28 protein-coding genes and 1 tRNA gene are annotated in these 26,319 nt (G+C 57.7%); 22 read left to right on the forward strand and 7 right to left on the reverse strand.

What is annotated here, in order from left to right; all coding sequences use genetic code 11:
* Positions 1-250 precede the first annotated feature (250 nt).
* The 3 genes from lplT (at position 251) to pqqA (ending at position 1,911) form a co-directional block, all read left to right on the forward strand.
* Positions 251-1,456, forward strand: coding sequence for a lysophospholipid transporter LplT (lplT, locus tag MFLA_RS13395; RefSeq protein WP_195742021.1), 1,206 nt, complete (start codon positions 251-253; stop codon positions 1,454-1,456).
* 97 nt (positions 1,457-1,553) lie between these two features.
* On the forward strand, positions 1,554-1,688 hold the full coding sequence (locus tag MFLA_RS14735; protein WP_011480847.1) for an entericidin A/B family lipoprotein: 135 nt from the start codon (positions 1,554-1,556) through the stop codon (positions 1,686-1,688).
* A gap of 151 nt (positions 1,689-1,839) precedes the next feature.
* On the forward strand, positions 1,840-1,911 hold the full coding sequence (gene pqqA / locus MFLA_RS14740; RefSeq protein WP_081774944.1) for a pyrroloquinoline quinone precursor peptide PqqA: 72 nt from the start codon (positions 1,840-1,842) through the stop codon (positions 1,909-1,911).
* A 63-nt stretch (positions 1,912-1,974) separates the two neighbouring features.
* Here pqqA and MFLA_RS13405 read toward each other — a convergent pair whose 3' ends face one another.
* On the reverse strand, positions 1,975-2,832 hold the full coding sequence (locus MFLA_RS13405; protein WP_048812015.1) for a LysR family transcriptional regulator: 858 nt from the start codon (positions 2,830-2,832) through the stop codon (positions 1,975-1,977).
* A 128-nt stretch (positions 2,833-2,960) separates the two neighbouring features.
* Between MFLA_RS13405 and MFLA_RS13410 the strand changes: the two genes are divergently transcribed.
* Positions 2,961-3,347 (forward strand): DoxX family protein, encoded by a 387-nt coding sequence (locus MFLA_RS13410; protein WP_011480849.1) that lies wholly within the window; start codon positions 2,961-2,963, stop codon positions 3,345-3,347.
* Between the two features lie 129 nt (positions 3,348-3,476).
* Positions 3,477-4,253 (forward strand): DODA-type extradiol aromatic ring-opening family dioxygenase, encoded by a 777-nt coding sequence (locus MFLA_RS13415; protein WP_011480850.1) that lies wholly within the window; start codon positions 3,477-3,479, stop codon positions 4,251-4,253.
* Positions 4,254-4,263: 10 nt separating this feature from the next.
* On the opposite strand, the gene MFLA_RS13420 is transcribed toward MFLA_RS13415, so the two are convergent.
* Genes MFLA_RS13420 through thiS form a run of 4 tightly spaced genes read right to left on the reverse strand, consistent with a single transcriptional unit; the run spans position 4,264 to position 6,929 of the window.
* The gene (locus MFLA_RS13420; protein ID WP_011480851.1) at positions 4,264-5,529 is read right to left on the reverse strand and encodes a murein transglycosylase A; all 1,266 of its coding nucleotides are present in this window, start codon (positions 5,527-5,529) and stop codon (positions 4,264-4,266) included.
* 4 nt (positions 5,530-5,533) lie between these two features.
* On the reverse strand, positions 5,534-5,917 hold the full coding sequence (apaG, locus tag MFLA_RS13425; protein ID WP_011480852.1) for a Co2+/Mg2+ efflux protein ApaG: 384 nt from the start codon (positions 5,915-5,917) through the stop codon (positions 5,534-5,536).
* A 25-nt stretch (positions 5,918-5,942) separates the two neighbouring features.
* On the reverse strand, positions 5,943-6,722 hold the full coding sequence (locus MFLA_RS13430; protein ID WP_011480853.1) for a thiazole synthase: 780 nt from the start codon (positions 6,720-6,722) through the stop codon (positions 5,943-5,945).
* The gene (thiS, locus tag MFLA_RS13435) at positions 6,723-6,929 is read right to left on the reverse strand and encodes a sulfur carrier protein ThiS (protein ID WP_011480854.1); all 207 of its coding nucleotides are present in this window, start codon (positions 6,927-6,929) and stop codon (positions 6,723-6,725) included.
* 310 nt (positions 6,930-7,239) lie between these two features.
* On the opposite strand from thiS, the gene MFLA_RS13440 reads away from it, so the two are divergent.
* The 13 genes from MFLA_RS13440 to MFLA_RS13495 all read left to right on the forward strand — a co-directional run bounded on the left by MFLA_RS13440 (position 7,240) and on the right by MFLA_RS13495 (position 20,826).
* The gene (locus tag MFLA_RS13440; protein ID WP_011480855.1) at positions 7,240-8,898 is read left to right on the forward strand and encodes a tetratricopeptide repeat protein; all 1,659 of its coding nucleotides are present in this window, start codon (positions 7,240-7,242) and stop codon (positions 8,896-8,898) included.
* Positions 8,895-10,055, forward strand: a complete 1,161-nt coding sequence (locus tag MFLA_RS13445; protein ID WP_011480856.1) for a DegT/DnrJ/EryC1/StrS family aminotransferase — start codon at positions 8,895-8,897, stop codon at positions 10,053-10,055. Before MFLA_RS13440 ends, MFLA_RS13445 begins: the two co-directional genes overlap by 4 nt.
* A gap of 9 nt (positions 10,056-10,064) precedes the next feature.
* The gene (locus MFLA_RS13450; protein WP_048811765.1) at positions 10,065-10,289 is read left to right on the forward strand and encodes an acyl carrier protein; all 225 of its coding nucleotides are present in this window, start codon (positions 10,065-10,067) and stop codon (positions 10,287-10,289) included.
* A 5-nt stretch (positions 10,290-10,294) separates the two neighbouring features.
* Entirely contained in the window at positions 10,295-11,335 is a 1,041-nt protein-coding gene (locus MFLA_RS13455) for a ketoacyl-ACP synthase III (protein ID WP_011480858.1), read from the forward strand.
* Between the two features lie 2 nt (positions 11,336-11,337).
* Entirely contained in the window at positions 11,338-12,108 is a 771-nt protein-coding gene (locus MFLA_RS13460) for an SDR family NAD(P)-dependent oxidoreductase (protein ID WP_011480859.1), read from the forward strand.
* Positions 12,105-12,848 carry an SDR family NAD(P)-dependent oxidoreductase gene (locus MFLA_RS13465; RefSeq protein WP_011480860.1) on the forward strand — a complete coding sequence of 248 codons (744 nt, stop codon included), beginning with the start codon at positions 12,105-12,107 and terminating at the stop codon, positions 12,846-12,848. The genes MFLA_RS13460 and MFLA_RS13465 overlap by 4 nt, the downstream gene beginning before the upstream one ends.
* A complete protein-coding gene (locus MFLA_RS13470) occupies positions 12,845-13,489 on the forward strand; it encodes an acetyltransferase (protein ID WP_011480861.1) in 645 nt (214 codons plus the stop codon). Before MFLA_RS13465 ends, MFLA_RS13470 begins: the two co-directional genes overlap by 4 nt.
* Before the next feature lie 28 nt (positions 13,490-13,517).
* A complete protein-coding gene (locus MFLA_RS13475) occupies positions 13,518-14,651 on the forward strand; it encodes an aromatic ring-hydroxylating oxygenase subunit alpha (protein WP_229407071.1) in 1,134 nt (377 codons plus the stop codon).
* Positions 14,641-15,264, forward strand: a complete 624-nt coding sequence (locus tag MFLA_RS13480) for a UDP-3-O-(3-hydroxymyristoyl)glucosamine N-acyltransferase (RefSeq protein WP_011480863.1) — start codon at positions 14,641-14,643, stop codon at positions 15,262-15,264. The genes MFLA_RS13475 and MFLA_RS13480 overlap by 11 nt, the downstream gene beginning before the upstream one ends.
* Positions 15,265-15,267: 3 nt before the next feature.
* Complete coding sequence (locus MFLA_RS13485; RefSeq protein WP_011480864.1) at positions 15,268-16,494, forward strand: FkbM family methyltransferase; 1,227 nt, start codon at positions 15,268-15,270, stop codon at positions 16,492-16,494.
* 16 nt (positions 16,495-16,510) lie between these two features.
* Complete coding sequence (locus MFLA_RS14745; protein WP_195742022.1) at positions 16,511-16,687, forward strand: hypothetical protein; 177 nt, start codon at positions 16,511-16,513, stop codon at positions 16,685-16,687.
* Positions 16,688-16,814: 127 nt separating this feature from the next.
* The gene (locus MFLA_RS15100) at positions 16,815-17,117 is read left to right on the forward strand and encodes a hypothetical protein (RefSeq protein ID WP_407635284.1); all 303 of its coding nucleotides are present in this window, start codon (positions 16,815-16,817) and stop codon (positions 17,115-17,117) included.
* Between the two features lie 175 nt (positions 17,118-17,292).
* Positions 17,293-20,826 (forward strand): glycosyltransferase, encoded by a 3,534-nt coding sequence (locus tag MFLA_RS13495; RefSeq protein WP_011480866.1) that lies wholly within the window; start codon positions 17,293-17,295, stop codon positions 20,824-20,826.
* Between the two features lie 21 nt (positions 20,827-20,847).
* Here MFLA_RS13495 and MFLA_RS15025 read toward each other — a convergent pair whose 3' ends face one another.
* Positions 20,848-20,976, reverse strand: a complete 129-nt coding sequence (locus MFLA_RS15025; RefSeq protein ID WP_267864410.1) for a hypothetical protein — start codon at positions 20,974-20,976, stop codon at positions 20,848-20,850.
* On the opposite strand from MFLA_RS15025, the gene MFLA_RS13500 reads away from it, so the two are divergent.
* Both MFLA_RS13500 and MFLA_RS13505 read left to right on the forward strand, forming a co-directional pair.
* Positions 20,975-21,181 carry a CsbD family protein gene (locus MFLA_RS13500; RefSeq protein WP_011480867.1) on the forward strand — a complete coding sequence of 69 codons (207 nt, stop codon included), beginning with the start codon at positions 20,975-20,977 and terminating at the stop codon, positions 21,179-21,181. The genes MFLA_RS15025 and MFLA_RS13500 overlap by 2 nt on opposite strands.
* A gap of 122 nt (positions 21,182-21,303) precedes the next feature.
* On the forward strand, positions 21,304-22,320 hold the full coding sequence (locus MFLA_RS13505; protein ID WP_048811768.1) for a hypothetical protein: 1,017 nt from the start codon (positions 21,304-21,306) through the stop codon (positions 22,318-22,320).
* Here the strand turns inward: MFLA_RS13505 and MFLA_RS13510 are convergent.
* Positions 22,288-24,438: a TonB-dependent receptor gene (locus MFLA_RS13510; protein ID WP_011480869.1), complete on the reverse strand. Its 2,151-nt coding sequence runs from the start codon at positions 24,436-24,438 to the stop codon at positions 22,288-22,290. The genes MFLA_RS13505 and MFLA_RS13510 overlap by 33 nt on opposite strands.
* Before the next feature lie 142 nt (positions 24,439-24,580).
* On the opposite strand from MFLA_RS13510, the gene MFLA_RS13515 reads away from it, so the two are divergent.
* Positions 24,581-24,654, forward strand: a tRNA-Gly gene (locus MFLA_RS13515).
* 224 nt (positions 24,655-24,878) lie between these two features.
* A complete protein-coding gene (locus MFLA_RS13520) occupies positions 24,879-26,054 on the forward strand; it encodes an MFS transporter (RefSeq protein WP_011480870.1) in 1,176 nt (391 codons plus the stop codon).
* The last annotated feature ends 265 nt before the right edge of the window (positions 26,055-26,319 follow it).

The raw sequence follows: 26,319 nt of genomic DNA on the forward strand, positions 1-26,319 counted from the left end.
ACACTGGGAATACCGCATCACAGGCACATCTTGTCTTTCTGCAACCTCTGATAGCATGGCAGCATCACACAAAATGCCATACAAGGCAGCGAGAATATCGCATCGCGCTATGATGGTGTGCCAGGCAACATTGCCCGGCAACGGAAAACTCACCGTTGCCGCACCATGGTGACCATGAAGGCCTTGTTCGACACCGCCGACACGACCGCTGATATTAGACGCACGCCAGTGAACTGAACGAAAGATGAACATGACACCCCATACTTCGCCCATTCCGCACACCTCGTTGCTCAGTCGCGGCATGATGGCCATCATGCTTGCCCAGTTCCTCTCGGCATTGGCCGACAACGCATTGCTGTTTGCAGCGATTGCCCTGATCAAAGCTGGCAGCGCGCCGGCATGGCAGATTCCCTTATTGCAGGAATTCTTCGTGATCGCCTATATCATCTTGGCTCCGTTCGCCGGGCCCTTCGCCGATACATTGCCGAAAGGGCGCGTGATGCTGATTGCCAATAGCATGAAATTCCTGGGTGCCGCAGCGATGATCGCCGGACTCAACCCGTTGCTGGCCTATGGCATGGTCGGCCTTGGGGCCGCCACCTATTCGCCGGCCAAATACGGCATCCTGAGCGAACTGGTAGCGGTGGACAAGCTGGTCAAGGCCAACAGCCTCATGGAAGGCTCCACCATCGTCGCCATTTTGCTGGGCGCAGTCCTGGGCGGCTGGCTCGCGGATTTCTGGCTGGCCGGGGCATTATACGTGATCGCCACGGCTTACCTGCTTGCCGCGGCCATCAATCTGCTGATTCCTCGCTTGCCGCCATCACATGTACTTGCCGATTTCTCGCCGCTTGCCATGTGCCGGGATTTTCTCCAGGCCACACGCACCTTGATGCGGGACCGGGACGCCAGGTTTTCCATCACCGGCACCAGCGTTTTCTGGGGGGCAGGCAGCACCTTGCGTTTCCTCCTGGTCGCCTGGGTACCGGCCGCGTTGGACATTCACGACCTGAGCACGCCTGCCGGCTTCAGCGGCGCCGTTGCCATCGGGATCGCACTCGGCGCCATCGCCGCAGCGCGCTGGGTGGACCTGCGCACGGTGAATCGCGCTTTGCCCGCAGGTATTCTCATCGGGCTGGCCATCATGGCATTCGCCTATAGTGACACTATCGCCACCGCCATTGCATGGCTGCTGCTAATCGGCTTTCTCGGTGGCTTCTATGCCGTGCCACTCAACGCATTGCTGCAGGAAAGAGGTCACGAATCCGTGGGATCCGGGCACGCTATCGCGATCCAGAACCTGTTCGAGAACATCTGCATGCTCTTGATGATGGGGTTCTACATCCTGCTCAGCAGGCAGCAGCTGCCGGTCATCCCGGCCACCGTCGCCATCGGCGGGCTGGTGTTCCTGGCCATCGGCGGATTAGCATGGTCCCGCATCCGGCCGGCCAGGTAGGAGCCGTCCTACATCTTATTCAGCCATTATCCGAATATGCTGCTGAGTTGAAGCCACTATATTGCTAATACTCGATCATTTCGGCAAGGAGAACACCATGAAGAAACTGACTGCGTTGCTGATGCTGTGCGGATTCATTGCGCTGACCGGCTGTAATACCATGAAGGGCGCAGGCCAGGACATACAGCGCGGCGGCGAAAAGCTGGAGAACGCTGCAGAGCGCCACGACTGAACTGGCTCATGCATGCTCATGAAAATCATGAGCTGATTTTAATGGCTGACACGCATGCTAAACCTGATGGAGGGGCGTAAAGTCTGCTTCACGTCCTGCAATGTGCAGGATGGTAGCAACCCCGATAGTCGTTATGTTAAGGAGGTTTATCATGTGGACCAAGCCAGAAGTGACCGAAATGCGTTTCGGCTTTGAAGTAACAATGTACGTTTGCAATCGCTAACCGATTGTCCACGTGCATCACACAAATGGGAGCTCATGCTCCCATTTGCTTTTTCGGCATTGGCTAGGCCGCCCGGAACCATTCCTGCAGGAAGTCGGCAAAGCTGCGCACCATGAGTGACGCCTGCCTGTGTGGCGGGTACAGCGCATAGACAGCGCCGATATCGGCAGTATATTCCTGCAGCACCTGCACGAGCGCCCCTGTCTCCAGTGCCTTGCGCACATAAAATTCAGGCAGGCCGACGATGCCCAGCCCGGCAATGGCAGCCTCGCACATGACTTCGCCATGGTTGGAGCGCAACACGGGATGCACCTGCAGCTTAAGCAGTTCGCCCGCATCCTCGAACAGCCACTCCCCGGCCTTCGACGTAATACACCGATGTCGGCCTAACTGCATCGGCGATTGCGGCGCGCCATGCTGCGCCAGGTAGGATGGGCTGCAGCAATAGGCCAAGGCCGAGTCTGCCAGCTTGCGTGCGATCAGCCCCTCATCTGGCTGTTTGGTGATACGGATCGCCATGTCGTAGCCTTCTCCGACCAGATCCACCACGCGGTTGTCCACATCCAGCGCCACTTCCAGATTGGGATGCAACTGCATGAAGCGGTTGAGCGCAGGCGAGAGCACCATGCTGGCAAATGACACTGGTGCAGAAAGGCGCAGCAATCCCCGTAACTCGCCTGTGCTGCTGGCAACTTCCTGCTCGGCCTCATCGATCTCCTGCAGGATGGTTTGGCAGCGCGTGAAAAATACCCTGCCCAGCTCGGTTGGCGACAATTTTCGCGTCGTGCGCTGCAACAGGCGCGCACCCAGACGTTCCTCCAGCTCCATCACCCGCCGACTCACCAGTTGCTTGCTGATGCCCAAGTGCCTGGCAGCCGCAGTGAAGTTTCCGTGTTTCACCACTTCGGCGTAAATACGCATTTGTTCCAAAGGGCTCATATTGTCAACCAAAAATGGACAGTCTTACCATTTAAATCATGATTATCATTCCATGAATTACAAAATACAATGGATGCATTCTTTTAAAACCTATCGCAAGGGAGCACCTCATGAATGCAGCCAACATTACCGCCTTGACCGGACGGGCACTTCTAGCCGCCATTTTCATTATCAGTGGCTTCGGCAAGCTGGCAGACCCGGACGGCACGATCGCTTATATCAGCAGCACCGGCGCACCCTTGCCGGAAATAGCCTATGCCATTGCATTGCTGGTCGAACTGGGCCTGGCCACGGCATTGCTGATCGGCTATAAAGCACGCATCTCGGCCCTGTTGATCGCCCTGTTCACCCTGGCCACTGCGCTCATGTTTCACTTCGACTTGAGTGACCAAGTACAGACCATTATGTTGTTGAAGAATCTGGCGATCACCGGTGGCCTGCTGCAGGTTGCCGTCTATGGTGCCGGCAGCCTGAGCCTTGACGCCTATCGCCGTTGAAAATTGGAAACAAACAATCCAAGCGGTGGTGCAAGCAACGCGTCAATTCGGGGGAAAATGCCGGGACAGCGTATCCACGATATTCTGGCATGACGGATGCAAGGGTAGATTCCGAACAGGAGCTATGCCATGAACACATTGTTCATTTCGCACGGGGCGCCCAGCCTGGCGCTCGAACCTGGAAAAACGGGCGCCATGCTGGCAGCACTGGGGCAGACATTGCCGCGCCCGGATGCCATCCTGGTTGTTTCGGCACACTGGGACACGTCGCAACCCCGGATCAGTGCTGCCACGCAACCCGACACCATTCATGATTTCAGCGGGTTCCCGCGCGCCATGTATGAGATGCAATATCCCGCGCCAGGCGCACCCGCCCTGGCGGACATTGTCGCCGAATCCCTCGCGGCGCAAGGTATGGCCGTGGAGGTCGATCCTGTACGCGGGCTGGATCATGGCGCCTGGGTGCCGTTGATGCTGATGTATCCGGAAGCGGATATCCCTGTCACTCAACTCTCGATACAAAGCCATGCCGGGCCTCGGGCACACTACCGGCTGGGGCAAGCATTGGCCGGATTGCAGGCCCATCGCGTCATGCTGCTGTGCTCTGGCGCCATTACCCACAACCTGCACGATTTCTTCAGTGCGGACCGCGACGCGCAGGTCTTGGACTATGTGCCCGCATTCAGTGGATGGATGGCGGAAAAAATCGCCGCTGGCGATGTCGAGGCATTACTGGACTACCGCCGGCAGGCGCCGGGCGGAATACGGGCCCATCCATATGAAGACCACCTCATGCCGCTATTCGTCGCCCTGGGTGCAACCCAGGGAAAAGCCGTACGCCATACACCCGAGCATACCTTTGGCATCTTGGCGATGGATGCCTATGTCTGGCACCAAGGTGCCTGACTGAGATGATCTAAGGACGATCGCTACCTGGGTCAGGCAAGGGAAAGTTTTTCGGCAGGAACACCCACATGCGACCTTCCTGTTTCATGGCGCCAGCTTGCCGGCCGGCTGCATCGCCCGCGCCCCAGAAAAAATCGGCACGCACCCCGCCCTTGATCGCCCCGCCTGTATCCTGCGCCATTACCAGACGGTTGAGCGGCGCGCTGCTGTTGGGATATGTGGTGGCGAGGAATACCGGCGCGCCCAGCGGAATGAACCTGGGATCAACCGCGATCACCCGCTCAGCGAGAATGGGCACCCCAAGCGCGCCCAGCGGGCCGGGCAGGCCGGGAGGCAGTTCACGGAAAAAGACATAGCTGGGGTTGGTATTCAGCAGCTCCTGCAACTTGCCGGGATTCCGGCGCGCCCATTGCTTGATGCCTTGCATGGACGCCTTGTCCAGCGTCAATTCGCCGCGCTCGACCAGGGTACGGCCGATCGACTGGTAGCTCATGCCGTTCTGGTCTGCATATCCCACATGCACGGATTCGCCATGATCAAGCTGAACCAGGCCCGAGCCTTGGACTTGCAGGAAGAACAGCTCTACCGGATCATCGACCCAGAGCAACTCACGCCCCGCCAGGGGTGCCATGCCGCTCTCGATCTCGGCACGCGTGAAATAGGGCACCAACTTGTTCCCCACGACACGGCCACGCACGCGCTTGTTGGCCAGTTCGGGAAACAGGCTGGCCAGCTCCACGGTAATCAGGTCGTCAGGACGTCCATACAGTGGATACCGGTACCGCGCGGTCTTGACCCGGCTGCCCTTGAGCAAGGGCTCATAATAGCCCGTGACCAACCCAATATCGCTGCCGTCCTGATTGGTCGCCTGGTAGACATCGAAATATTGCTGGAAGTAGGCCAGCACTTGACCCTCAGTGGGATTCTGGGGCAAGTGGGCGGCCACTTCGCATGCGGCCTGCCATGGCTGGCGGTTTTTCAGGGTACTGCATCCCAGCAGCCAAGCAGGCCAGGCAGCCTTCAGTTGCGCCTGTTCCAATCCGGCCAGGTCCTGCCAGCGAGCCGGCCTGAGCAGGCTATAGTCAGGAATCTTGCGCGCGGGAACTTGTGTAGACGGCTGGGTGGGCTGATCCGGCACCTGTACGGAAGGTGCAGGCATTTCCGGGCAATGGCAGGGCTGCTCGACCCGGACATGCTCATGGCCGCCACACGCCGCCAACATCAACACCAATAACAACCATGGCTGCTTACGCAGGCTGTCAAAAGGCGTGTTCATGGAGTCAGTGCAGTACGCGTGGCATGTTGAGCTGGAAAGGCGCGATCTCGCTATCGAACTGCGTACCGTCTTCTGCCGTGATGTGGTAGAAGCCGCGCATCTCGCCCACAGGCGTGTTCAACATAGTGCCACTGGTATATTGAAAGCGCTCGCCAGGCTGGAGCAGGGGTTGCTGGCCGATGACCCCAAGACCGCGCACTTCCTGCGTCTTGCCGGTGGCATCGGTAATGATCCAGTGGCGGCTGATCAATTGCGCCGCCACGTTGCCGGTATTCTCGATATGGACCGTATAGGTGAAGACGTAGCGGTTCTGTTCCACGTCTGATTGGTCAGGCACAAACGCTGTCTCTACCTTCACTGAAAATGCATAGCGCTTGTCCTTGGTCATCTGGCTTCCTCAGTTCGTAGCTAAATTATCCGATGAGGCCGCTGGTCGGCGAGCTGGGCGAGGCGGAATAGAGCTTGCGCGGCATGCGGCCAGCCAGAAAAGCCTCACGACCGGCCTCGACGGCCTTCTTCATTGCGCCTGCCATCAGCACCGGGTCCTTCGCTGCGGCGATCGCAGTATTCATGAGCACGCCCTGACAGCCCAACTCCATCGCGATCGCAGCATCCGAGGCCGTACCCACACCAGCATCGACCAGTACCGGAATCTTGGCATTCTCGATGATGATCTGCAAATTCCACGGGTTCAATATGCCCATGCCGGAACCGATCAGAGACGCCAGCGGCATCACCGCGGCACAGCCCATGTCTTCCAGCTGCTTGGCAATGATGGGGTCGTCCGAACAATAGACCATGACGTCGAAGCCATCCTTGATCAGCGTTTCTGCGGCTTTGATGGTTTCCAGCATGTTCGGGTACAGGGTGTTGGGATCACCCAGCACCTCAAGCTTGACCAGCTTGTGGCCATCAAGCAGTTCACGCGCGAGGCGCAGGGTGCGCACGGCATCCTCCGCACTGTAGCAGCCCGCGGTGTTCGGCAGATAAGTGAATTCTTCCGGCGGCAGGTAATCAAGCAACGAAGGCTCTCCCGCATTCTGGCCGATATTGGTGCGGCGAATCGCCACCGTGATGATCTCGGCGCCGCTGGCATCAATGGCGGCCCTGGTCTGCTCGAAATCCTTGTATTTTCCCGTACCCACCAGCAGGCGTGAATTGTAATGCTTGCCTGCAATATTCAATGTATCCACTCAGCCGCCTCCTACTGCGCCCACGATTTCAAGTTTGTCGTCATTGTTCAGTGCCGCCTCGGCAAAGCTGCCGCGCGGCACGATTTCACCGTTGCGCTCAATGGCAAGACGCTTCCCAGTCAGCCCCAGTCTTTCTATCAGCTCTCCCACCGTCAGGCGTTCAACATCGAACTGCCGGGGGTTTCCGTTGATGGTCAGATGAATCAATTGATTACCCTAATGACATTATCCAAAGTGAAATGATCGAATTGAAGACAGCGGAACCGCCGCCGATAGAGCGACATTTTACGTAGGTTCGTGGGGAATTAGCAAACCAGCAATGTCCGGATCGTGTTTACATTGCCTGAATAAGCGGCCAATTACCCTCTTGCTCTCGGCATGGCTGCCGAATATCCGGCAGTAGTATAAAAACCTGGGTAAATGCCCTGGCACTCTGCTTGACGGGATTTGCCGCGACATATAGGCTTCAGCAGATTATACAGGGCGAACATCAAGAGAATAAGACAAGGCAGAGAAATTGTCATATCAGCCATCCGCACATTCACAAGCATTATTCAAGGCCGGCCTAGCCGCCGAGGCTGAGCACAACTACCTGGAAGCCTTGTCAAAATACACCGCCTCGCTGGAGGCCGGGAATGGTCAAATCCAGACCTGGCTGAGAATCGGCAACCTCTTCTTGCGCACGATGAAATACCAGCAGGCAGCGGAGACCATGGAATTCGTGCTGGGCATGGACCCACAGAATATCGAAGCCATCTATGGCCTGGCGATTGCCTATTTCTACCTCGGCCGTCATGAGGAAGCCTGTGCCTTCATCGACCACGTGGCCGAAACAGCGCCGGACAACGCCACCTATGCATTGGATCGCGCCAACATCCACTCGCTCGCCCGGCCCGACCCGGCACGCAAGCGCCAGCTCTATGAAGCGTGGGGGCAGCGATTCGCCGACCCTCTCGGCAAGCACCCTGCCGCATTCGATCATGACCGCGCACCCGACCGGGTACTGCGCATCGGCTACGTCTCAGGTGACATGCGTCATCACGCTGTGGCCTACTTCATGGAACCGGTGTTTGCTCACCATGATCCAGCACAGGTGGAAACCTTCGTCTATGCGACCAGCCGCGAGCAGGATGCCGTCACCGAGAGGCTGAGACAGTATGTACCGCATTGGCACGATGTCTCCAGGCTCAACGATGAGGCGCTGCATGCCCTGATCCGCCAACACAAGATCGATATCCTGGTCGACCTTTCCGGCCATACCCATGGCAACCGCCTGTTTGTCTTTGCCCGCCGTGCAGCGCCGGTGCAGGTGACATGGCTGGGCTACGTCGGCAGTACGCTGGGCATGCAGGGCATGGACTACCGACTCACCGACTGGGGCATGGACCCGGCAGGGAATGAACGGTACTACGTCGAGAAGCTCTTCCGCCTGCACTGCATGGCCAGCTACATCCCGCCGGACGATGCACCGCTGGAGCCTGTTCCACCGATGCTGCAGGGCAATCCGCCCACCCTGGCCTCGCTCAACAGTTCGCGCAAGCTTACCGACTCCGCCCTGCTGGTCTGGAAGCAAATCCTCGAAGCCCGCCTCGATGCGCAGCTACTGATTCACGTGCAAGAAAAAAGCGTGGAGGATGCCGTCAACACCATAGAACCCAGACTGATACGGCTGGGGCTGCCGCTTGACCGGATCATCGTCTCGCCCATGGTGCCGATGGAGGAATTCATGACCCGCGGGCAGATCGTGGACATCGCACTCGACAGCTTCCCGGTATCCGGCGGGACCACGACCTTGCATACGTTGTGGATGGGCTTGCCCATCATTGCCATGGATGCTACCGATGCTGTTTCCGCCTCTACAGCGTCCACGCTGAAAGGGCTTGGTCTGCATGACTGGGTTGCCGCCACCGAGGAAGCGTATGTTGCCAAGGTGCTGCACCTGCTGGATCATCCTGAATATTTGGTCGAACACCGTGCCCGGGCGCGCCAGCTGCTGCAGCAATCCGTCCTCATGGATTATGCAGGCCGTTGTCGCGACCTGGAAACCGCCTATCGCCAGCTCTGGCTCAACCACCTGCTGGGCGAGCCCAGATTCCTCACGCTCCACACTCCATACAGTGAAGATCTGCAGCAATTACGCAAGACCTACGAAGCGGAACAAGCGCGCGCCCTATGAGCTACTCTCATGCCATTCCGCTCCTGACCCCGTTACTGCCTGACCGGGATGCGTTGGCGCCCTATCTTGCCAAGCTGGACCACAACCGCCATTACTCGAATTTCGGTCCACTCAATCGCGCACTGGAATCCCGGCTCGCCGCCATTTTCGAGCAACACAGCCCACATTCCATCCATGTCACCACGACCAGCAGCGCCACGCTGGCACTGGAACTGACGCTCAGTAGCCTGGACCTGCCGCCAGGCAGCAAAGTAGTGGTGCCGGCCCTGACCTTCGTCGCCTCACTCACAGCCATCATTCGTGCAGGATATATCCCGGTCGTCGTCGATATCGACCCAGCAACCTGGTTGCTGACACCGGAAATCGCCGCAGAAGCCGCCCTGCGAACCGACGCGCGTGCGGTGCTGGCCGTTGCCGCGTTTGGGCAGCCCCAGGACACGTGGCGATGGAGCGAATTCCAGCGTCGATATGGCATCCATGTCGTTGTCGATGCCGCCGGCGCCTTCGGCAGCCAGTGGGTGGAAGCGCCAGATATCCCTGTTATTTACAGCATGCATGCCACCAAGTCGCTCGCAGCGGGCGAGGGCGGGCTGGTAGTCAGTGGTGACCAGGCTGTCAATGCCACTGTGCGTCAGCTCAGCAACTTCGGCATCAATCTTGACGCCAGTGCGGGCTTCCCCGTCGGGCACCTCTCGTTTGTCGGCAGCAACGCCAAGCTGTCCGAATATCATGCCGCCGTCGCTCATGCCAGCCTCGACCAATGGGATGCGCAAGCCAGGCTCAGGCAAGACATCTATCGAGATTACCGACAGGCCCTGGAACATGCCTGTGGCGACCAGCTGCAATGGCAGGCGGGCATCACCTTGGCAGCGCCGACGATCTTCTGCCTGCGCATGGCAGGAGAAGCGCGCGACCGGCTGGAAACCATCTGCCAGCAACGGCACATCGCCACCCGGCGCTGGTACCAGCCGCTTCTGCACCAGCATGCCGCGAAAGTGGCCCCCATCCTCAAGCAGCCGACTCCAGTGGCGGAAGCCGTGGCATCAGGCCTGATCGGTCTGCCGTTTTCCCCGTTCCTGAATCCAGAAGACATCATTCGAATCGTTGACGTTGTCAACCTGGCAAGCACGCGACGCAATTTCATTCACCATCAGTAGAAAATCACCATGGATAACATAGAAACCTTTATCGAGAAATTTACCGCTGCAGTCGATTTTCAAGAACCCATCCCCCTCGCCCCCGACTCGCAGTTTTCTCAAATGCCAGAATGGGATTCGCTGGCAGCCTTAGGGGTAATTGTCATGTTCGATATGGAGTACGGCAAAACCATTACGGGTGAAGACTTACAGAAAGTCGCGTCAATCAGCGACCTTTATCAACTCATCAAGTAGTAATCATGGCTAGCTCAACACTACACAATGTGCGTTTTGCCGGCATGGCGAGCTGCGTTCCCAAACGCATCGTCTCCAACCTGGCCGACTGCAAGCCACAGATCCGCGCTGAACGCGAACGGTTAGTCCGCAACATCGGCATCGAAACGCGGCGCATAGCGCAGGAGTGGCAATGTTTTTCCGATCTCGCTTTCGAAGCGACGGAAAAACTGCTGGACAGCCTACAATGGCGAAAAGAAGAAATCGATGCATTGATTGTCGTCACCCAGTCACCCGATTATCTGATCCCGGCCACCGCCATCATCCTGCAAGACCGTCTCGGCCTATCCCAGGCAACCATAGCTTTTGACGTCAATTTGGGATGCTCTGCTTATCCATTCGGCATTCATTTGCTGGGCTCAATGATAGCGGCAGGTGGAATCAAAAAAGGCTTGCTGCTGGTAGGCGACCGCAGCGCCTCCGTCAACGACCCAATTTTTTCCGATGCGGGCACGGCCACTGCTCTCGAATTTGATGAAAATGCGCCGCCCATGCATTTCGACCTGAACAGCGACGGCAGCGGCTACAAAGCCATCATGCTACCGGTCGGTGGCCATCGCGAGCCTGTTGGCATGCAGCATCTGGTGCCTTTCCGCAAAGACGAAAGCGATCACTGGCACCGCGCCACCGACCTCGTGCTCGACGGCCCGGCCGTGTTGAGCTTCTCGACCCAGCGCGTACCGCCTGCAGTGGAAAAGCTGCTTGCCTATGCGGGAACCAGCAAGGACGAAGTGGATTACTTCGTGTTCCATCAGGCCAACCGCATGATCAACGAGACGATTCGCAAAAAACTCGGGTTACCAGCAGAAAGAGTGCCGTCAACCTTGCATGACTTCGGCAATAGCAGCGGCGCGTCATTGCCGGTCACCATGACGGCAAGGATCAACAAAGAGCTGGAAGCCAGCCGCAAGCGCGTGCTGCTATCGGGCTTCGGTATCGGTCTGTCATGGGGCACTGCCCTAGTCGATATCGAAAACGCAAAGTTTCCCGATCTTATTGAGGCATGAGCATGGCACTTCTGAACCACGCCGACCCATTCAGCCTGATTGGCAAACGCATCCTCGTCACGGGTGCATCGTCGGGCATCGGCCGACAAATCTCCATTAGCTGTGCGCAAGCCGGTGCAGAGCTGGTCATCAGCGGGCGAAACACCGAGCGGCTTGAAGCGACCTTCGCAGCGCTGAAAGGCAACGATCACAGGCTAATACAGGCCGATCTCAGCAAACAAGAAGATATTGATCGCCTGGTGGCGGAAGCGGGCATGCTGAATGGACTGGCACATGCCGCTGGCATATCCAAGCTGGTCCCGCTGCGCATGATCAACCGCGCCCATCTCGACGAGATGTTTTCCGCCAATACCTTTGCGCCCATGATGTTGACGCGCGGCTTGCTGGCGAAGAAGCGCCTGGCTGCTGGCAGTTCCATCGTCTTCATCGCCTCGGTGGCCTCGCACATCGGCCCCATGGCGAGCAGCGCCTATGCAGCCAGCAAGAGCGCCTTGCTGGGCATGGTACGCAGCCTGGGACAGGAAGTCGCCAAACAGGGCATGCGCGCCAACTGCATCGCGCCGGGCTATGTGCGCACGCCTTTGCTCGATGGCCTGCAAGGCAGCGGCGGCAACATGGAAAATCTGTTTGACCTGACACCGCTGGGCATGGGCGAGCCAGAAGATGTCGCCCATGCCGCGTTGTTTTTCCTGGCCGATGCCAGCCGCTGGATTACACGCAACTACTTTGTCGTGGATGGCGGATTGACCGTGCCGATGGATGTGTACGCATGAGCAATCCAATACATTCGTTACGCAATGTCTTCTCTCTCGAAGGCAAGACCATTCTGGTCACCGGAGCCTCTTCCGGCCTGGGCCGGCAGACCGCGATTACCTGTGCTGCGCGCGGCGCGCGCCTGATCGTGACCGGTCGCGACGAGCAGCGTCTCCAGGAGACATTGGCGCAACTGCAGGGTGAAGGACATCTCGCCATCATCGCCGACCTGACACAGATAGCCGATCGCGAGCGCCTGGTGCAAGCCAGTCCGCATATCGACGGACTCGTGCATTGCGCCGGCATGCAGAAGCATTGTCCGATTCGTCAATTGACCGAACAAGCCATGAACGATATCTACCATGTCAATTTCCTGGCTCCGGTCATGCTCACGCAACGCCTGTTGCAGACGGGTTCCGTGATGCGCCAGGGTTCCATCATCTTCCTGCTGTCGACCGCCGCTCATCTCGGCACGCGCGGCGTCGGCCCCTATTCAGCCATGAAGGCAGGCCTAATCGGTATCATCAGGTGCCTGGCGCTGGAACAAGTCAAGCACAAGATACGCGTCAACGGCATTTCGCCGTCGGCCGTCGCGACGCCGATGTGGGACAAGGATCAGCTCGAAGCACAGAAAGCGCGACACCCGCTCGGCCTTGGCGAACCACAGGACGTTGCCAATGCCGCCGTCTATCTGCTGTCCGACGCCAGCCGCTGGGTCACAGGCACCAGCCTCGTGATGGATGGCGGCTCGATCCTATGACGTATCCGGTACTGATCATCGGCGCCGGCGGCTGGGGCCGCGAGGTACTGGCGCAGATGCAGGGCGATCCTGCATGCGGCACCACGTGGGTCATCAACGGCTTCCTCGATACGCGCACACGGATGCTCGACGGCCTGGACTGTGATATTCCCATCGTCGGCGACCCCTTTAGTTACGTACCGCGGCAGGATGACCATTTCGTCTGCGCCGTCGGAGATCCGCGTGGGCGCCAGCAATATGCGCAGCCGCTGCTGGACAAGGGCGCACGCTTCATTCCGATCCTGACTGGCGCCTATCTGAGTCCGCGCATCCACATCGGGCAAGGCACGCTGCTGTGCCATCGCGTGCAGCTGAGCCCTGATGTCTGGCTCGGCGACTTCTCCAATATCCATACCAACACCGTGATCGGTCATGACGTGCGCATTGGCCGCTATGCGCAGGTCGGCGCCATGACCTTCGTCGGCGGCGGTGCCAGCATCGGTGACTTTGCCGTCGTTCATCCGCATGCCACCATCCTGCCCGGCATCCGCATCGGCGACGGTGCCACGGTCGGGGCAGGCTCGGTCGTGATCAAGAATGTGCCCGATGGCGCCACTGTCTTCGGCAATCCGGCCAAGCCGCTTTCCCAGAAACATACATGAACAAGGGTCGATGCTAATGCAGTCCAGAATGCATCCCAGATATTATCTGTCGCTCGAGATATTCGAACGCGAACAGAAGAAGATTTTTCGCAAGGCATGGCTGTTCGCCGGCCTGAAGACCCTGCTGTCCGAACACAATGCGTTTATCACGCGCAGGATTGCAGGCATCCCGATCGTGATCCAGAATTTCCACGGTGAATTGCGTGCCTTCGAGAACGTATGCCTGCACCGCAATGCGCTGCTGCAGACGGAAGCCGTTGGAAAACGTCCGCTGGTGTGTGCATATCATGCATGGCGCTACGATGCCGAAGGCAGAGTCGATCACATTCCCGAGTGCGATGCCGTCTATCGATTCAGCGCCGAAGAAAAGCAAGGTCTGAAGCTGCGCCGATTCGCGTTGCATGCGGTGGGCAACGTGCTGTTCATCAATCTCGATACCGACCCGCTGCCGTTCGAGGAACAATTCACGCCGGCCTTCATCGATCTGCTCGAAAGCAGTTCGAACACCTACGACACCGAAGTCATGGTGACGACCTGGCATGGCAAATTCAACTGGAAGCTGGCCTACGAAAATCTGCGCGATGCCAACCATCCGCGCTTTGTGCACCCGAAGAGTCTCGCAAAGACCGTCAAATTCACGCCCACGGTCGACGAAGCGCTGTTCCGTGAATCCGGCCTGCAGCTGACCGACACCTCGCCTTCCGCACTGCGCCGCGAGATGCGGCGCTTCAGCCATGCGGGCGCCGATGCGCCGATCCCCGACCTGCAGCACTTCGGTTGGCACGAACTGGTAGAACGCTGGGGCGATCAGGATTCCTATTACAACTGGCTGGCCTTTCCCAACCTGCACATCGCGAGCGCCAACGGCGGGTTCTCGTTCACGCTCGAACATCACATCCCGATCGCGCCCGACCGCACCGATCTCGAAATCTACTGGTTTACCGCGCGCAAGAAGCAGGCCTATGCCTTCTCGCATCAAGTGCTGCTGGCGCAGATGCATGGCAGCAAGCTGGTGGTCGGCGAAGATGTGGAAATCATGGAACAGGTACAGGCAGCCCTGCATGCCGACGCACCGCTGCCGAATCAGGGCGCCTACGAATCAAGCAACCGGCTGGTCGAACGCTGGTACACGACATTGATGGACGGTGATCATGACATCTAGATGGATAGTCGGCGGTGGCACCTATCTCGAGCAGGCGTTCAGGGCCTGGCAACAGGCTCATCCGGACGACACTGTTGAAAAAATCGATGTGCCGCAAGGCCGCGATTACCGTTTCGATCTTGGCGTACTCGATGGATTGAATCCGGCCCAAGGCGTCATGTTCGTGGCCTTCGACGAACGCTTCGGCAATTTCAAGCGCATGGAACTCATGCAAGCGGCAATGGAGCGTGGCTTCAAGCTGGAGTCGTTTATCCATCCAAGCGCTTCCATCAGCGCGGGCGTCGCCATCGGCATGAACGTCTTCATCGGTGCACACGCCGTGATTGGCCATGGCAGCCGCATCGACTACAACACTGTGATCCATGCCGGCGTGCACCTCGGGCCCGGCAGCCGCGTCAAGGCATCGTGCTGGGTGGAAAACGGCGTACAGATCGGGGCGAACGTCGATATTGGCACTCATTGCACGATACGCATGGGGGCGGCCATTCAAGCCGGCATCAAAGTAGGTCGGGGCGCCGAACTAGGCTGGCCCCAGCTCTACACCAGCGACGTGCCGAACAAGACGGTATTCGACATTCGCTACGATGAACCGATCTACACTCACGAGGGATGATGCATGACTCAACAAACCGACCTGCAAAGCAAGACCAACATTGATCCTCTTGCCATGAATGATAGTTTTCTGGCGGCGGCGGATGCATTGGCCGTCGATCCCATGTTTGGCATCCCTGCCAATGTGCGTGAAGTCATAGCGCGCCGCGGCAATGCGACCAGACTGGTCATTCTCGGCACCAAAGGCTTTGGCGCACATCTGATGAACGTCAGGCACGAACGGCCTTGCGAGGTTATCGCCGCAGTGGACGATTTCCGCTACCACTCGGGAGAGCTTTATTATGGTCTGCCGATCATCTCTACCGATCGTTTCACCGAACTCGCCACACATGATCGTGATCTCGTCGCCCTTAATACCTGTCGTTATGACGGGCCCAAGCGTTTCTTCGATCAGATCTGTCGCACGCATGGAATTCCACATCTCAATTTCGAGCAGGCGGTACGCGCCTTTGGCCTACAAGGCAATGTCGATTATCGCGTCGATGATTGGGGAGCCGATATCGTACGCAACATCCCGGCATTCCAAACATTGGCACAACGTCTGGCCGACGACTATTCTGTACAAACGCTTTATGCTGTGCTGAATTTCCACCTCACCTGCGAACCTGAGTATTACCATGAGGTTGAACGTCCTTATTCCACGCTTTATTTCCGATCAGGCCTGCTGCGCTTTTCCGATTCGGAAAAAATGGTGGATTGCGGTGCTTCCATTGGGGAATCGCTGGCGGGCTTGATCGGCGTGACCAAGGGAAAGTTTGAACGTGTGTGGATGATCGAACCAGACCGCATCAATCTGCAAACCCTGCAAAACGTTTTGCGCCGCTATACGGACACCAACTTTGCTTCCAGGATCACAGTGCATGGCTGCGGTGCCGGCGAAAATACCATCCGGGTTCCCTTCAACCACGAAGGCGGTCACGGAGGTTTCGTCAAACCAGCAGATGCCGACCATGAACCGGCCGACTTGATCGATGTTCGTCCTATCGATGACATCATCGATGATGCCCCGACCTTCATCAAGATGGATATTGAAGGCTCCGAGCTGTCGGCCCTAAAAGGGGCGCGCCGAGCAATATCAGAACACAAACCGAAACTAGCTATTTCCGCCTATCACCGTTCGACTGACTTGCTTGACTTAACCAACTATATCCTTTCGATCCGCCCCGACTACCAGATCGGATTGCGCCACCACACGCCGGATCGCTGGGATACCTGCCTTTACTTTTATTGAGCGGAATCGGCGTCTCATGAATTTCTCCCGTATTATCTGCCTGTCGGATCCGCTGCTTGGCAGATATGGCGAGCTCTATCAAGCGCATGAGGGATGGGATTTGCCCGGACAGAGGCCGACCCTGGCACGCATGGCTGCCTATGCGCTTGGTCGGTGGGTGACATCAGATGCTGCCGTTCTCGACACCGGCTGAACATCCGCTGTTTTGGCATTGAAGCTTCTGCGCTTGCCTCCAGCTATACGGGGTTCGACAACAATCCCGACCTGATCGAGATCGCCAATCGCCTCGCGCGCTACCATCAGGTAAAAAACTGCCGTTCATGTGTTGTGATTTTGATGCGCTCCATACTCATAACGACAGAAAATTCGACGTAATCTTTTCCTTCGCCGTACATGTCTGGATCGGTATTCCGATAGCTGAATACATCTCCCGCCTCAGAAGTATGCTCGCGCCACAGGGTATCCTCGTCATCGAATGTAATAATCTGGACAAGAATGATCACGATTTCCTGAGCAACATGCGACTGTTTCTTGAGACAGGGTTCATGTTGTTGCATAGAGGCGAAATTATCGATGACGGCATCATTCGGCGGGCATTCTGCGTACTCAAGTCCCTGCATTGACGCGGGACTTGATAGGCCAGTGACATTCATCGGAACAGTCATGCGAGATGATAAGGTAATGGCAATTCCGACATCAGCCACACTTTCCTGTCGCTGTTTCTCTCATGCCATGTCTGCCGCCCCATCTATACTCTGAACTCTGAATCTTCCAAATATTTCACAAAGGTCCCAAGGAATGGCAGGTGAGCTTCCGCTGGTCAGTATCGTCATACCCGCCTACAAGGCTCGCTATTTCGAAACGGCTCTTGATGGTGTGCTGGGTCAGGCCTACCCTGCGTTGGAACTGATTATCTGCGACGACAGCCCTGATTTCCGCATTGCTAAACTGATCGAACAGAAGACAGCATTAGCAAACTTTACTATCGGCTATTTCAGAAACGAGATTCGCCTTGGCGAACTGGCCAGCACCGCCAAAGGCATCCGTCTCGCCCGGGGGAAATACATCAAGCTGCTGCACGATGACGATGTACTGGAGCCCGATTGCATCGCCGAGCAGGTGGCAGTCATGGAAAATGAGCCTGACATTGCCTTGGCCTCTTCGCGTCGCCAGCGCATAGACGAGAACGGCGAGGCGTTGCCGGATATCCTGCACACCTGTTTCCCGTTTTCCGGGGATGTGATCGTCAACGGCAAGGAGCTGGTTTCTTTTTTTGGCGATCACACGATCAATTTCATTGGCGAGCCGAGCTGCATCCTGGCACGGCGCGATGATCTGCTGGAGATCGCAGACGAGTTGATGTCGCTCAATGGACACATCATTCATTGGGTTGGCGATCTCGCGCTATACGCCAAGTTGTTGCAAAAAGGCAATTTGGCCTTCCTGGCCAAGCCGCTGACCAAGTTCCGCGTCTCCAACACGCAGTTCAGCCAGGTTGGCCGCGACCAGGTCGGTATTGGGGATCAAGGCCATGCCGACTTCCGCAAGGCCATCCGCGACCTGGGCTGGTATCGCGCGTCTGGCGACAACAAACTGGTCAACGTCGCGCCTATCACATCATTGAAAGCGCGCGTGTTCAAGCCGGTCAACCTACTGGCGGCGCTGCACCGCGCAGCGGGGTTGGGCAGCGTATCGCTGGCGAGCTGGATGGGCATCCGCCGTCCAACGGCAGTACAGCAGGCGCTCATTGACCAGCACTTGGCAACGTTGCAGGGCGGCCCACGCATTGCCGTCATGCTGCTCGACCACTCCGGCTCGACCGAGGCTATTGCCCATACGCTGTCCAGCCTGCAAGAAAGCAACCGTTACCGCAACCTGGAGATATGGATATTCTCTCCCCTGACCTTGCCCGATCTGGCGGACAAGGCCAAGGTGCTGACACTGGACCCAAGCCGAAACAGCGCCAGCGCCATCAACGACGCTCTTGCCAACACGCAGGCGGAGTGGATATTGCTGGCCGAAGCCGGGTCCGACTTCCTGCCCAGTGGCCTGTTGATCGCCGCGCTGGACTTGCCGACCCTGCCAGCGTCCTGCCATGCCGCCTATGCCGACGACATCCTTCGGCTGGAAGACAATGAGCTGGGCCTCAACCTGCGCCCGGACCTCAACCTGGACTTGCTGCTCAGCTTCCCCGCCAGCATGTCGCCACATTGGTTGTTCCGCAGGACGACCCTCATCGAACAAGGCGGCTTTTCCATCACATCAGGACGTGCGTTTGAGCTGGAGTACCAACTGCGCCTGATCGCGCAACTGGGCCTGGGCAGCATTGCCCATATCAGCGAGCCGCTATTGATCGGCCAGCCGCTGGACCTACAGGCATACCCGGAAGAACCAGCCGTCATCGCGCAACATCTGCGCGCACGCGGCTACGAGCAGCCTGTTATCCACAATCATTTGCCGAGGTGTTATGCGATCGATTACGGTCATGCACAGCAGCCCGGTGTAAGCATCTTGATCATCATCAAGGACAGGCTGCCCCAGGCGCAGCGTTGCCTGGAAACTCTGCTCGAAAACACCAGCTATGCCAATTACGAGGTGCTGCTACTGGACCATGGCAACCAGGCTGCGGACATTTGCACCTGGCTGGCTGGCATTGAGTCCATGGGCTTGCCGCAATTGCGCATCCTGCGCTTCGACGCCGCAATATCGCGCGAGGCCTTGTGCAACCAGGCGGCCCAGCAAGCGTTGGGCGACTTTCTAGTCTGGCTGGGCGACGGGGCCGGCATCCTCAACCGGGACTGGCTGCAGCAGCTCCTCAACCACGGCTTGCGCCCCGAAGTAGGGGCCGTTGGTGGAAAATTGCTTTCCGCCGACGGCAAGATACGCCATGCCGGCTTGCTGCTCGGCCTCAACGGCCCGGCAGGACGCGCGTTTGAAGGCCTGTCTCACAACGAGGGCGGCTATATGCAACGCCTGCAGGTTGAGCAGCAATATGCCGCCTTGAGCAGCGAGTGCCTGTTGCTACGCCGCGAGCTATTCCTGCAGGCCGGTGGTTTCGATGAAGACCCCTTGCTCTCGCGGTGGTCCGATGTCGACTTGTGCCTGAAGCTGCAGCAGGCTGGCTTTCTCAATGTTTGGACGCCGCGCATGACGCTATTAATGGACATGCCGGTGGCTGCTGCCGCCAGCACACGAGAAGAAGATGCCATGTATGCCCGCTGGCTGCCCGTGCTGGCGCGCGATCCTGCCTACAATCCCGGCTTCTCGGTAAAAGCCGAGCCGGGATTCAAGCTTGCCGAGCCGCCATTGTGCTGGCGTCCCTTGCAATCATGGAAACCGCTCCCGACCATTCTGGCGCATCATGCCGATGCCTTTGGCTGCGGCCATTATCGCGTCATCCAGCCCCTGATGGCCATGCGCGAGGCGGCGCTCATCGACGGCACGATATCCGGCAGCCTGCTTTCACCGGTCGAGCTCGAACGCTACCAACCCGATGCCATCGTGCTGCAGCGCCAGACCACGGAAGACAGAGTGGAGGCAATACGCAGGATCAAGGCATTTTCCCAGGCGTTCAAGGTCTATGAGCTGGACGACTACCTGCCCAATTTGCCGATGAAGAGCATCCATCGCCAGCACATCACCAAGGATGCCATCAAAGCCTTGCGGCAGGGGTTGGGTTTCGTTGACCGCTTCGTCGTCTCTACCCCGGCCTTGGCGGAGGCATTTGCCGGCCTCCACCCCGATATTCGCGTGGTCAGGAACCGTCTACCGGTCAATTGGTGGAAGGGCCTGCAAAGCCAGCGCCGCATTGCAGCCAAACCTCGCGTGGGCTGGGCCGGCGGCAACAGCCACACCGGGGACCTCGAATTGATCGCGGATGTGGTCAAGGAGCTGGCAGACGAGGTCGAGTGGGTATTCTTCGGCATGTGCCCGCCAGCATTGCGCCCGTATGTGCACGAATTCCACACTGGCGTCGCCATTGACCAATACCCGCAGGCACTGGCCAGCCTCCATCTGGATCTCGCACTGGCTCCCCTGGAACCCAATCTGTTCAACGAGTGCAAGAGCAACCTGCGCTTGTTGGAGTACGGCGCATGCGGCTTCCCGGTCATTTGCAGCGATATCCGCTGCTACCAGGAGAATGGCCTTCCCGTCACCCGCGTGAAAAACCGCTTCCGCGACTGGATAGACGCCATCCGCATGCATATTGCAGACCTGGATGCGGCCGCCCAGGCAGGAGATGCGTTGCGCCATGAGGTCCTCACCCATTGGATGCTAGAGGGAGAGCACCTGCGCGACTGGCGCCGCGCCTGGCTACCGGACGGCCATTGAGATCACGGGCTTCACCGCATGTCAGTGCATGCCGACATGCGATTCATCCTCACCCTGACTGCTTTCGGGCGGCATCTGCTCTACCATGAACTCCAGACGAATCGCCATGCGATTTTCCACTGGAACATCATTCACAAAGGAGTCCGCCATGAACTGGGATCAAGTAGAAGGTAACTGGAAACAACTCAAGGGCAAGGTGCGCCAGCAATGGGGCAAACTGACCGATGACCAATTCGAGCAGATCAAGGGCAACCGCGAAATGTTGTCCGGCAAATTGCAGGAGCTCTACGGCATCTCCAAGGAAGAAGCCGAAAAACAGATCGATTCTTTCAACAAGAGCTGCACCAAGCACTAGTCAACTAGTGTAGTTTGATTCTCCTCTAGTCCACTCCTCCACCGGCCTATTGGCCGGTTTTTTCTTGTTGATGGTCTGGGTTTTGCTTGAGTATCATCATAGGAACTTTCCGGATACTACCCATGGCCCTGCCCAGCTTCAGCTACCTACAATGCAGTTTTGCCGGCATGGACTTCATCCTGCGTATCGAGACCGCATTGTTGTCGCCTGCCATTCTCTCCGGCAACCGCATCCTCGAGACCATGCCAGCACCCGCATTCTGCCAGGCAGTTCCGGCACCCTATTTCGAGGCGATCGAGGGCAACAAACTCTACAAGCTGGCCTACTATCTGGAAAATCTAGCGTCATTGCCGCCCGCCAAGCGTATCTGGAGTTATGGCTCAGCCCAGTCCAATGCCATGCTGGCCTTGAGTGCGCTTGCACAACTCATGGGCACGGAGTTTCATTATGTGCTGCCATACCTCGCCGACGCGCTGAAAACGCAGCCCAAGGGCAACCTGGCCTTGGCATTGGATCGCGGCATGCAACTGCATATCGACAGCAAACTATACCGCCGCATGACGCAGCAGGCGTTCGTGCCAGGCGAGCACGAATGGATATTCGCCGAAGGCGCCAATCACGCGCATGTGGCGCACGGCTTCGGATACCTGGGCGCTGAAATCAGCGAGATCGCCGGCACGCTGGGATTCAAGCAGGTATTCCTGCCATCAGGCACCGGGAGCAGCGCCTGCCACCTGGCCGCCTCGCTGTCAGGAATGGAAGTCATGACGACACCGGTATATGGCGATACGCCTTACCTGCAGCAGGTGTTCTCAGCAATGCAACCGCAACACCATCCCGTCATCCTGACGCACGAACCGCATTACCGTTTTGGCTCGCTATACCGCGAACTGTGGGAGCTGCAGGCCGAACTGGTGGCAGAAACCGGCATCAGTTTCGATCTGCTGTACGACTTGCCCGCCTGGGCCTGCATCCTGCAACATCGTGAGCGTTTCAAGCAGCCCTGGCTGTACCTGCACCAGGGCGGCATGAAGGGCAGCGCCACCATGCGTGAACGTTATGTCCGGATGTTCGGGTCAGAACGGCCCTCCAAGGCAGGCGCCAGGTCAGAAATCCAGGGTAAGGCCGAGGTTGATTGAGCGCCCCATGCCTGCAACAGGCCCCATGGGTACGGATGCCTGCCGCCCGTCGGCCACCCATTGCGCAAAATTCACCCCACCCGTCGGCAAGGCGTAATAGCGATCGAACAAATTGGTCACGCTGAAATCCAGCCTGGCCTTGGACCATTGATAGCTGCTGCGCAAATCCACTAGCGTGTAACCACCGGTCTCCGGCTCGAGCCGGACATCATCCACGCGTGTTTTGGCATCGACGAATTGCACATCTACACCGTTGGACCATGCGCCTTTTTTCTGCTCCAGGCTGACACGGGCGTTGAGCGGCATGATCTGGTAGAGCGACTCACCATTGATACGCTCGCCACGGGTCCAGGCCAGACTGGCCTTGGCGCGACCCTGTCCCCAGGCAGTATCCTGCCAAAGTTGCTTGGCGCCTTCCATGTTGATGCCATAGAAGCGTGCATCCTGGTTATCAAAAACCAAATGAGTGCGCGGTGCATTATTGGGTACTCCGGCACGCGCATCCCGCTCTACGCCGATGTAATCCTGTACATAAGTAAAATAGGGGGTCACCCTGGCCTGCCACGAAGCTTTCTCCGCATCGTGCCAGTCCAGCGTTGCGCTGATGGTATTGGCTTTCTCGGGCTTCAAGTCCGGATTGCCAATGTAGCCATTGACATCGCCGAACCAGCCGATCATGTTGCGCGCCATGCTGCCGGTACCCCAGGAATAGCGCTCATACAAGCTGGGGGACCGTGTCTTGCGCGCGTAACCAAACTCCAGGCTAGTCGTATCAGAGAACTCATATTTACCGCTTGCTGTCATGTCGAGATGGTTGTCGCTGGCAGAACGGCTACTACCATTGAAGCGCTGCGCGGCGGCATGGTCTGCAGCATTCATCCCCATGGTGGAATATGCCTGCACTTCCCCGACAGTACTGCGAACATGGTCGATGCGCGCGCCGAGCATGCTGCTCCATCGGCTATTCCATTGAGACTCGACTTCCGCAAAGATGCCCGCACGATCACGGCGCCCATCATTGATATTCACAAAAGTGCGGGGGCCCATCATCATGCTTCCCGCAACAGGAGGCCAGTAGTCATCCAGCGTCTGGCGATGAAACTCATTGCCGACACGCAACGTATGCACATCACTTAACGGAATGCTTGCCTTGATCTGGTAACCCATATCCTTGCCGCGCGTCTTCATCGGCATCTGCCCCGGCTTTTCTGATGAGAAAAAGCCCATTTCATGGCTGACTTCCTGCCAATACAGGCGGGTATCCAGGTCGCCCCAGGCAAAATGGCGGCTATAGCTCGCATTGATCGAATCTGCCTTGTTGTCGATCAAATCCATTCGCTGATTGGGGAAACCTTGGTGCGGCACTTCCTGGTGACTGAGGCGCAGGACGAAATCCTCGTTCTCGCCCTTGGCGCCGATCGTCAGGGTCTGGATGTGACGCTCGAATTGCGAGGCAAGTACCTTGTCGCCGTTGCCGTCACGGTAGCTCTGGCCCCTGTCCATGGTGCTGGTGAAACTCAGGCTGAGGTTATCGCTGGCGGCTGTGGCATTCAGTGCGGTGCTGAGTCCATTATTGTTGCTGCGATACACCGTGGAAAAGCTGCCCTTATACAGCCATGCATCCGCATTGGCAGCGTAGATAGGCTTGGCAGAATCCACAGTGATTGTCCCGGCAATGCTGTCGCCACCCATGCTCACGGGCGTAATGCCCGCCAGCACACTGATATTGGCCACCGCTGCGGGCGAAATATACGTCAGCGGTGCATTCATGCTGTTGGCACAGGCTGCCGTCAATTCGGCGCCGTCAACCAGGATGCGGATGCGGTTGTCGTTCATCCCCCGGATATTGGGCAGGGCGGAAATGCCGCCTGCCTGGTAGGAGTACACGCCAGTGTAATCCTGCAACAGGCTCGCTGTATCCGCACTGTTGACCATGCGCTTGTGCAAATCGCTATTGCGGTCATGCGCATGCGCCGTCACTTCAATTTCCGGCAAGTGCTCCATGTGCTCATGTGCCGCATTCGCGGCAGTGCCGAACAGAGAAGCCATCACCAGCGCCGTCCATTTCAGCGACATCGCCTGATGTGTACCCACACGCACTCTTAGCTCTTTCCTCATTTCCGCTCCCGGCTCCAGTCTATGCACCGATGCAATACAAAACCGCTTATTTTAATTGGAATGGGGCAGCTCAACGGTGCGACATAATGTCGCACCTCAAGCATGTCCTAAATAGAATAAATAGGTATAATTGCTCGCCTGTGCGGGCGTAGTTCAATGGTAGAACGCCAGCTTCCCAAGCTTGATACGCGGGTTCGATTCCCGTCGCCCGCTCCAATTCCCTGATACTTCCGGCAGCGCACTATGTTGCAATCCAAGACCAAGCCTATATAGGCCGTTCTTTAATATTAAGGCCGCTACAGTCGGACAAATTTCACGGCCATGCCACGGCTCAGCAATCCAGGCAGTGTTAGGATGCTCTCCACTGCACTGACAGTCCCTGTTTTTAACTTTATATATTCGCTGTCAACTTGGTTGGCATAATTACCCCATATCGATCCATGCACACTGCAATATATCGCCGCCAGGCATTATTCACATTTTTCCTGCTGACAGGTCTTGCAGTGGCTTCCTGGGTCACACGAACCCCGGCAATTCGAGATCAGCTTCAAGTATCCATTGCAGAAATGGGCTTGATCCTATTCAGCATATCCGTAGGGGCGATGACGGGTATCCTGAGCTCGGGTAAATTGGTACGACATTGGGGCACAAGGCCTGTGATCCGAACAGGCATGCTGCTGTTGCTGTTAGGGCTGGGCGTCATGGCAGCGGGGCTAAGCTGGACATTGACGTTGCTGGTCGCACTTGGCCTCATGCTGTTTGGATTGGGGATCGGTGTGGGAGAGATCGCCCTCAATATCGAAGGCGCCGAAGTGGAGCGCATCACGCATCAGCCCACGCTTGCCATGCTGCACGCGGGTTTCAGCCTGGGTACCTTCCTGGGCGGCATTATGGGGATTGGCCTGACCAGTATTGCATTCCCGGTGACATGGCATGTTGCACTCACTGCGTTGGCGGGGGTTCCAGTGGTCTTATGGGGATTGCGGGCCATTCCAGCCGGAGTAGGCGCTGAGTCGGTGCCTCAATCCGGCCTGCGACCAAAGACGAGCCAGCCGCTCAAGCCATGGCGTGACGTACAACTAATGTGCATCAGCCTGATTGTACTGGGCATGGCGCTGGCAGAAGGGTCGGCCACGGACTGGATCCCCATCCTGATGGTGGATGAGCATCAATTCAGCGCCGCCACTGGTTCCATGATCTATACCGGCTTTGCCGGCATGATGGCGCTCGGCCGCTTCAGCGGCCACTATTTTCTCGAACGCTATAGCAGGGTATCAGTGGTTCGCGCGAGCGCGCTGCTGGGCGTCATCGGGATTGGCACGGTCATCTTTGCCGACCATCCCTATATTGCCGCCGCAGCCGTGCTGTTCTGGGGCCTTGGCACCTCACTCGGCTTTCCGCTGGCGATTTCCGCAGCCGGCGATACCGGGAACAGTAACCATGCCACTGCGCGCGTCAGCATCGTCGCCACCGCTGGCTATGTTGCCTTCCTGGCCGGCCCACCCCTGTTGGGCTTCCTCGGAGAGCATTATTCCTTGCGCCATGCCTTGCTGGTCGTGCTGTTTCTGGTAGGTCTGGGGTTTTTCCTTGCCCGGGCCGTGTCTACACGCGCCTGACCGCGTCATACCACCCGAAGTGGGGTAATAAAACTGCTACAGAAATGGGGAAGGCTGCCGATATTTTCTATTCAGGGCGTTAACACCGGGGAAACGAGCCCGACCGGCCGTTTTTAGTAAGGTACTCACCCTAATTTCCTGCAATGGCTTGTCCGGATTCAATATTGTGAATATCAATCAATGTCATCAATGCTTCAATCTTTTACGTCTGCCTGTATGATAATAATGCAACTTGTCCTCTGCATCATGGCTGACCGGTACCCGA

The sequence above is a fragment of the Methylobacillus flagellatus KT genome, assembly GCF_000013705.1.
Classification (GTDB): Bacteria; Pseudomonadota; Gammaproteobacteria; order Burkholderiales; family Methylophilaceae; genus Methylobacillus; species Methylobacillus flagellatus.

Coding starts and splice junctions, on each gene's coding strand:
- MFLA_RS15100 (WP_407635284.1), top strand. CDS start 16,815: ATGTGTTGTGATTTTGATGCGCTCCATACTCATAACGACAGAAAATTC.
- MFLA_RS14745 (WP_195742022.1), top strand. CDS start 16,511: ATGAATTTCTCCCGTATTATCTGCCTGTCGGATCCGCTGCTTGGCAGA.
- lplT (WP_195742021.1), top strand. CDS start 251: ATGACACCCCATACTTCGCCCATTCCGCACACCTCGTTGCTCAGTCGC.
- MFLA_RS13510 (WP_011480869.1), bottom strand. CDS start 24,438: ATGAGGAAAGAGCTAAGAGTGCGTGTGGGTACACATCAGGCGATGTCG.
- MFLA_RS13475 (WP_229407071.1), top strand. CDS start 13,518: ATGCATCCCAGATATTATCTGTCGCTCGAGATATTCGAACGCGAACAG.
- MFLA_RS13485 (WP_011480864.1), top strand. CDS start 15,268: ATGACTCAACAAACCGACCTGCAAAGCAAGACCAACATTGATCCTCTT.
- MFLA_RS13470 (WP_011480861.1), top strand. CDS start 12,845: ATGACGTATCCGGTACTGATCATCGGCGCCGGCGGCTGGGGCCGCGAG.
- MFLA_RS13415 (WP_011480850.1), top strand. CDS start 3,477: ATGAACACATTGTTCATTTCGCACGGGGCGCCCAGCCTGGCGCTCGAA.
- MFLA_RS14735 (WP_011480847.1), top strand. CDS start 1,554: ATGAAGAAACTGACTGCGTTGCTGATGCTGTGCGGATTCATTGCGCTG.
- MFLA_RS13460 (WP_011480859.1), top strand. CDS start 11,338: ATGGCACTTCTGAACCACGCCGACCCATTCAGCCTGATTGGCAAACGC.
- MFLA_RS13405 (WP_048812015.1), bottom strand. CDS start 2,832: ATGCGTATTTACGCCGAAGTGGTGAAACACGGAAACTTCACTGCGGCT.
- MFLA_RS13445 (WP_011480856.1), top strand. CDS start 8,895: ATGAGCTACTCTCATGCCATTCCGCTCCTGACCCCGTTACTGCCTGAC.
- MFLA_RS13495 (WP_011480866.1), top strand. CDS start 17,293: ATGGCAGGTGAGCTTCCGCTGGTCAGTATCGTCATACCCGCCTACAAG.
- MFLA_RS15025 (WP_267864410.1), bottom strand. CDS start 20,976: ATGGCGGACTCCTTTGTGAATGATGTTCCAGTGGAAAATCGCATGGCG.
- apaG (WP_011480852.1), bottom strand. CDS start 5,917: ATGACCAAGGACAAGCGCTATGCATTTTCAGTGAAGGTAGAGACAGCG.
- MFLA_RS13410 (WP_011480849.1), top strand. CDS start 2,961: ATGAATGCAGCCAACATTACCGCCTTGACCGGACGGGCACTTCTAGCC.
- MFLA_RS13500 (WP_011480867.1), top strand. CDS start 20,975: ATGAACTGGGATCAAGTAGAAGGTAACTGGAAACAACTCAAGGGCAAG.
- MFLA_RS13450 (WP_048811765.1), top strand. CDS start 10,065: ATGGATAACATAGAAACCTTTATCGAGAAATTTACCGCTGCAGTCGAT.
- MFLA_RS13465 (WP_011480860.1), top strand. CDS start 12,105: ATGAGCAATCCAATACATTCGTTACGCAATGTCTTCTCTCTCGAAGGC.
- MFLA_RS13480 (WP_011480863.1), top strand. CDS start 14,641: ATGACATCTAGATGGATAGTCGGCGGTGGCACCTATCTCGAGCAGGCG.
- MFLA_RS13505 (WP_048811768.1), top strand. CDS start 21,304: ATGGCCCTGCCCAGCTTCAGCTACCTACAATGCAGTTTTGCCGGCATG.
- MFLA_RS13455 (WP_011480858.1), top strand. CDS start 10,295: ATGGCTAGCTCAACACTACACAATGTGCGTTTTGCCGGCATGGCGAGC.
- MFLA_RS13520 (WP_011480870.1), top strand. CDS start 24,879: ATGCACACTGCAATATATCGCCGCCAGGCATTATTCACATTTTTCCTG.
- MFLA_RS13420 (WP_011480851.1), bottom strand. CDS start 5,529: ATGAACACGCCTTTTGACAGCCTGCGTAAGCAGCCATGGTTGTTATTG.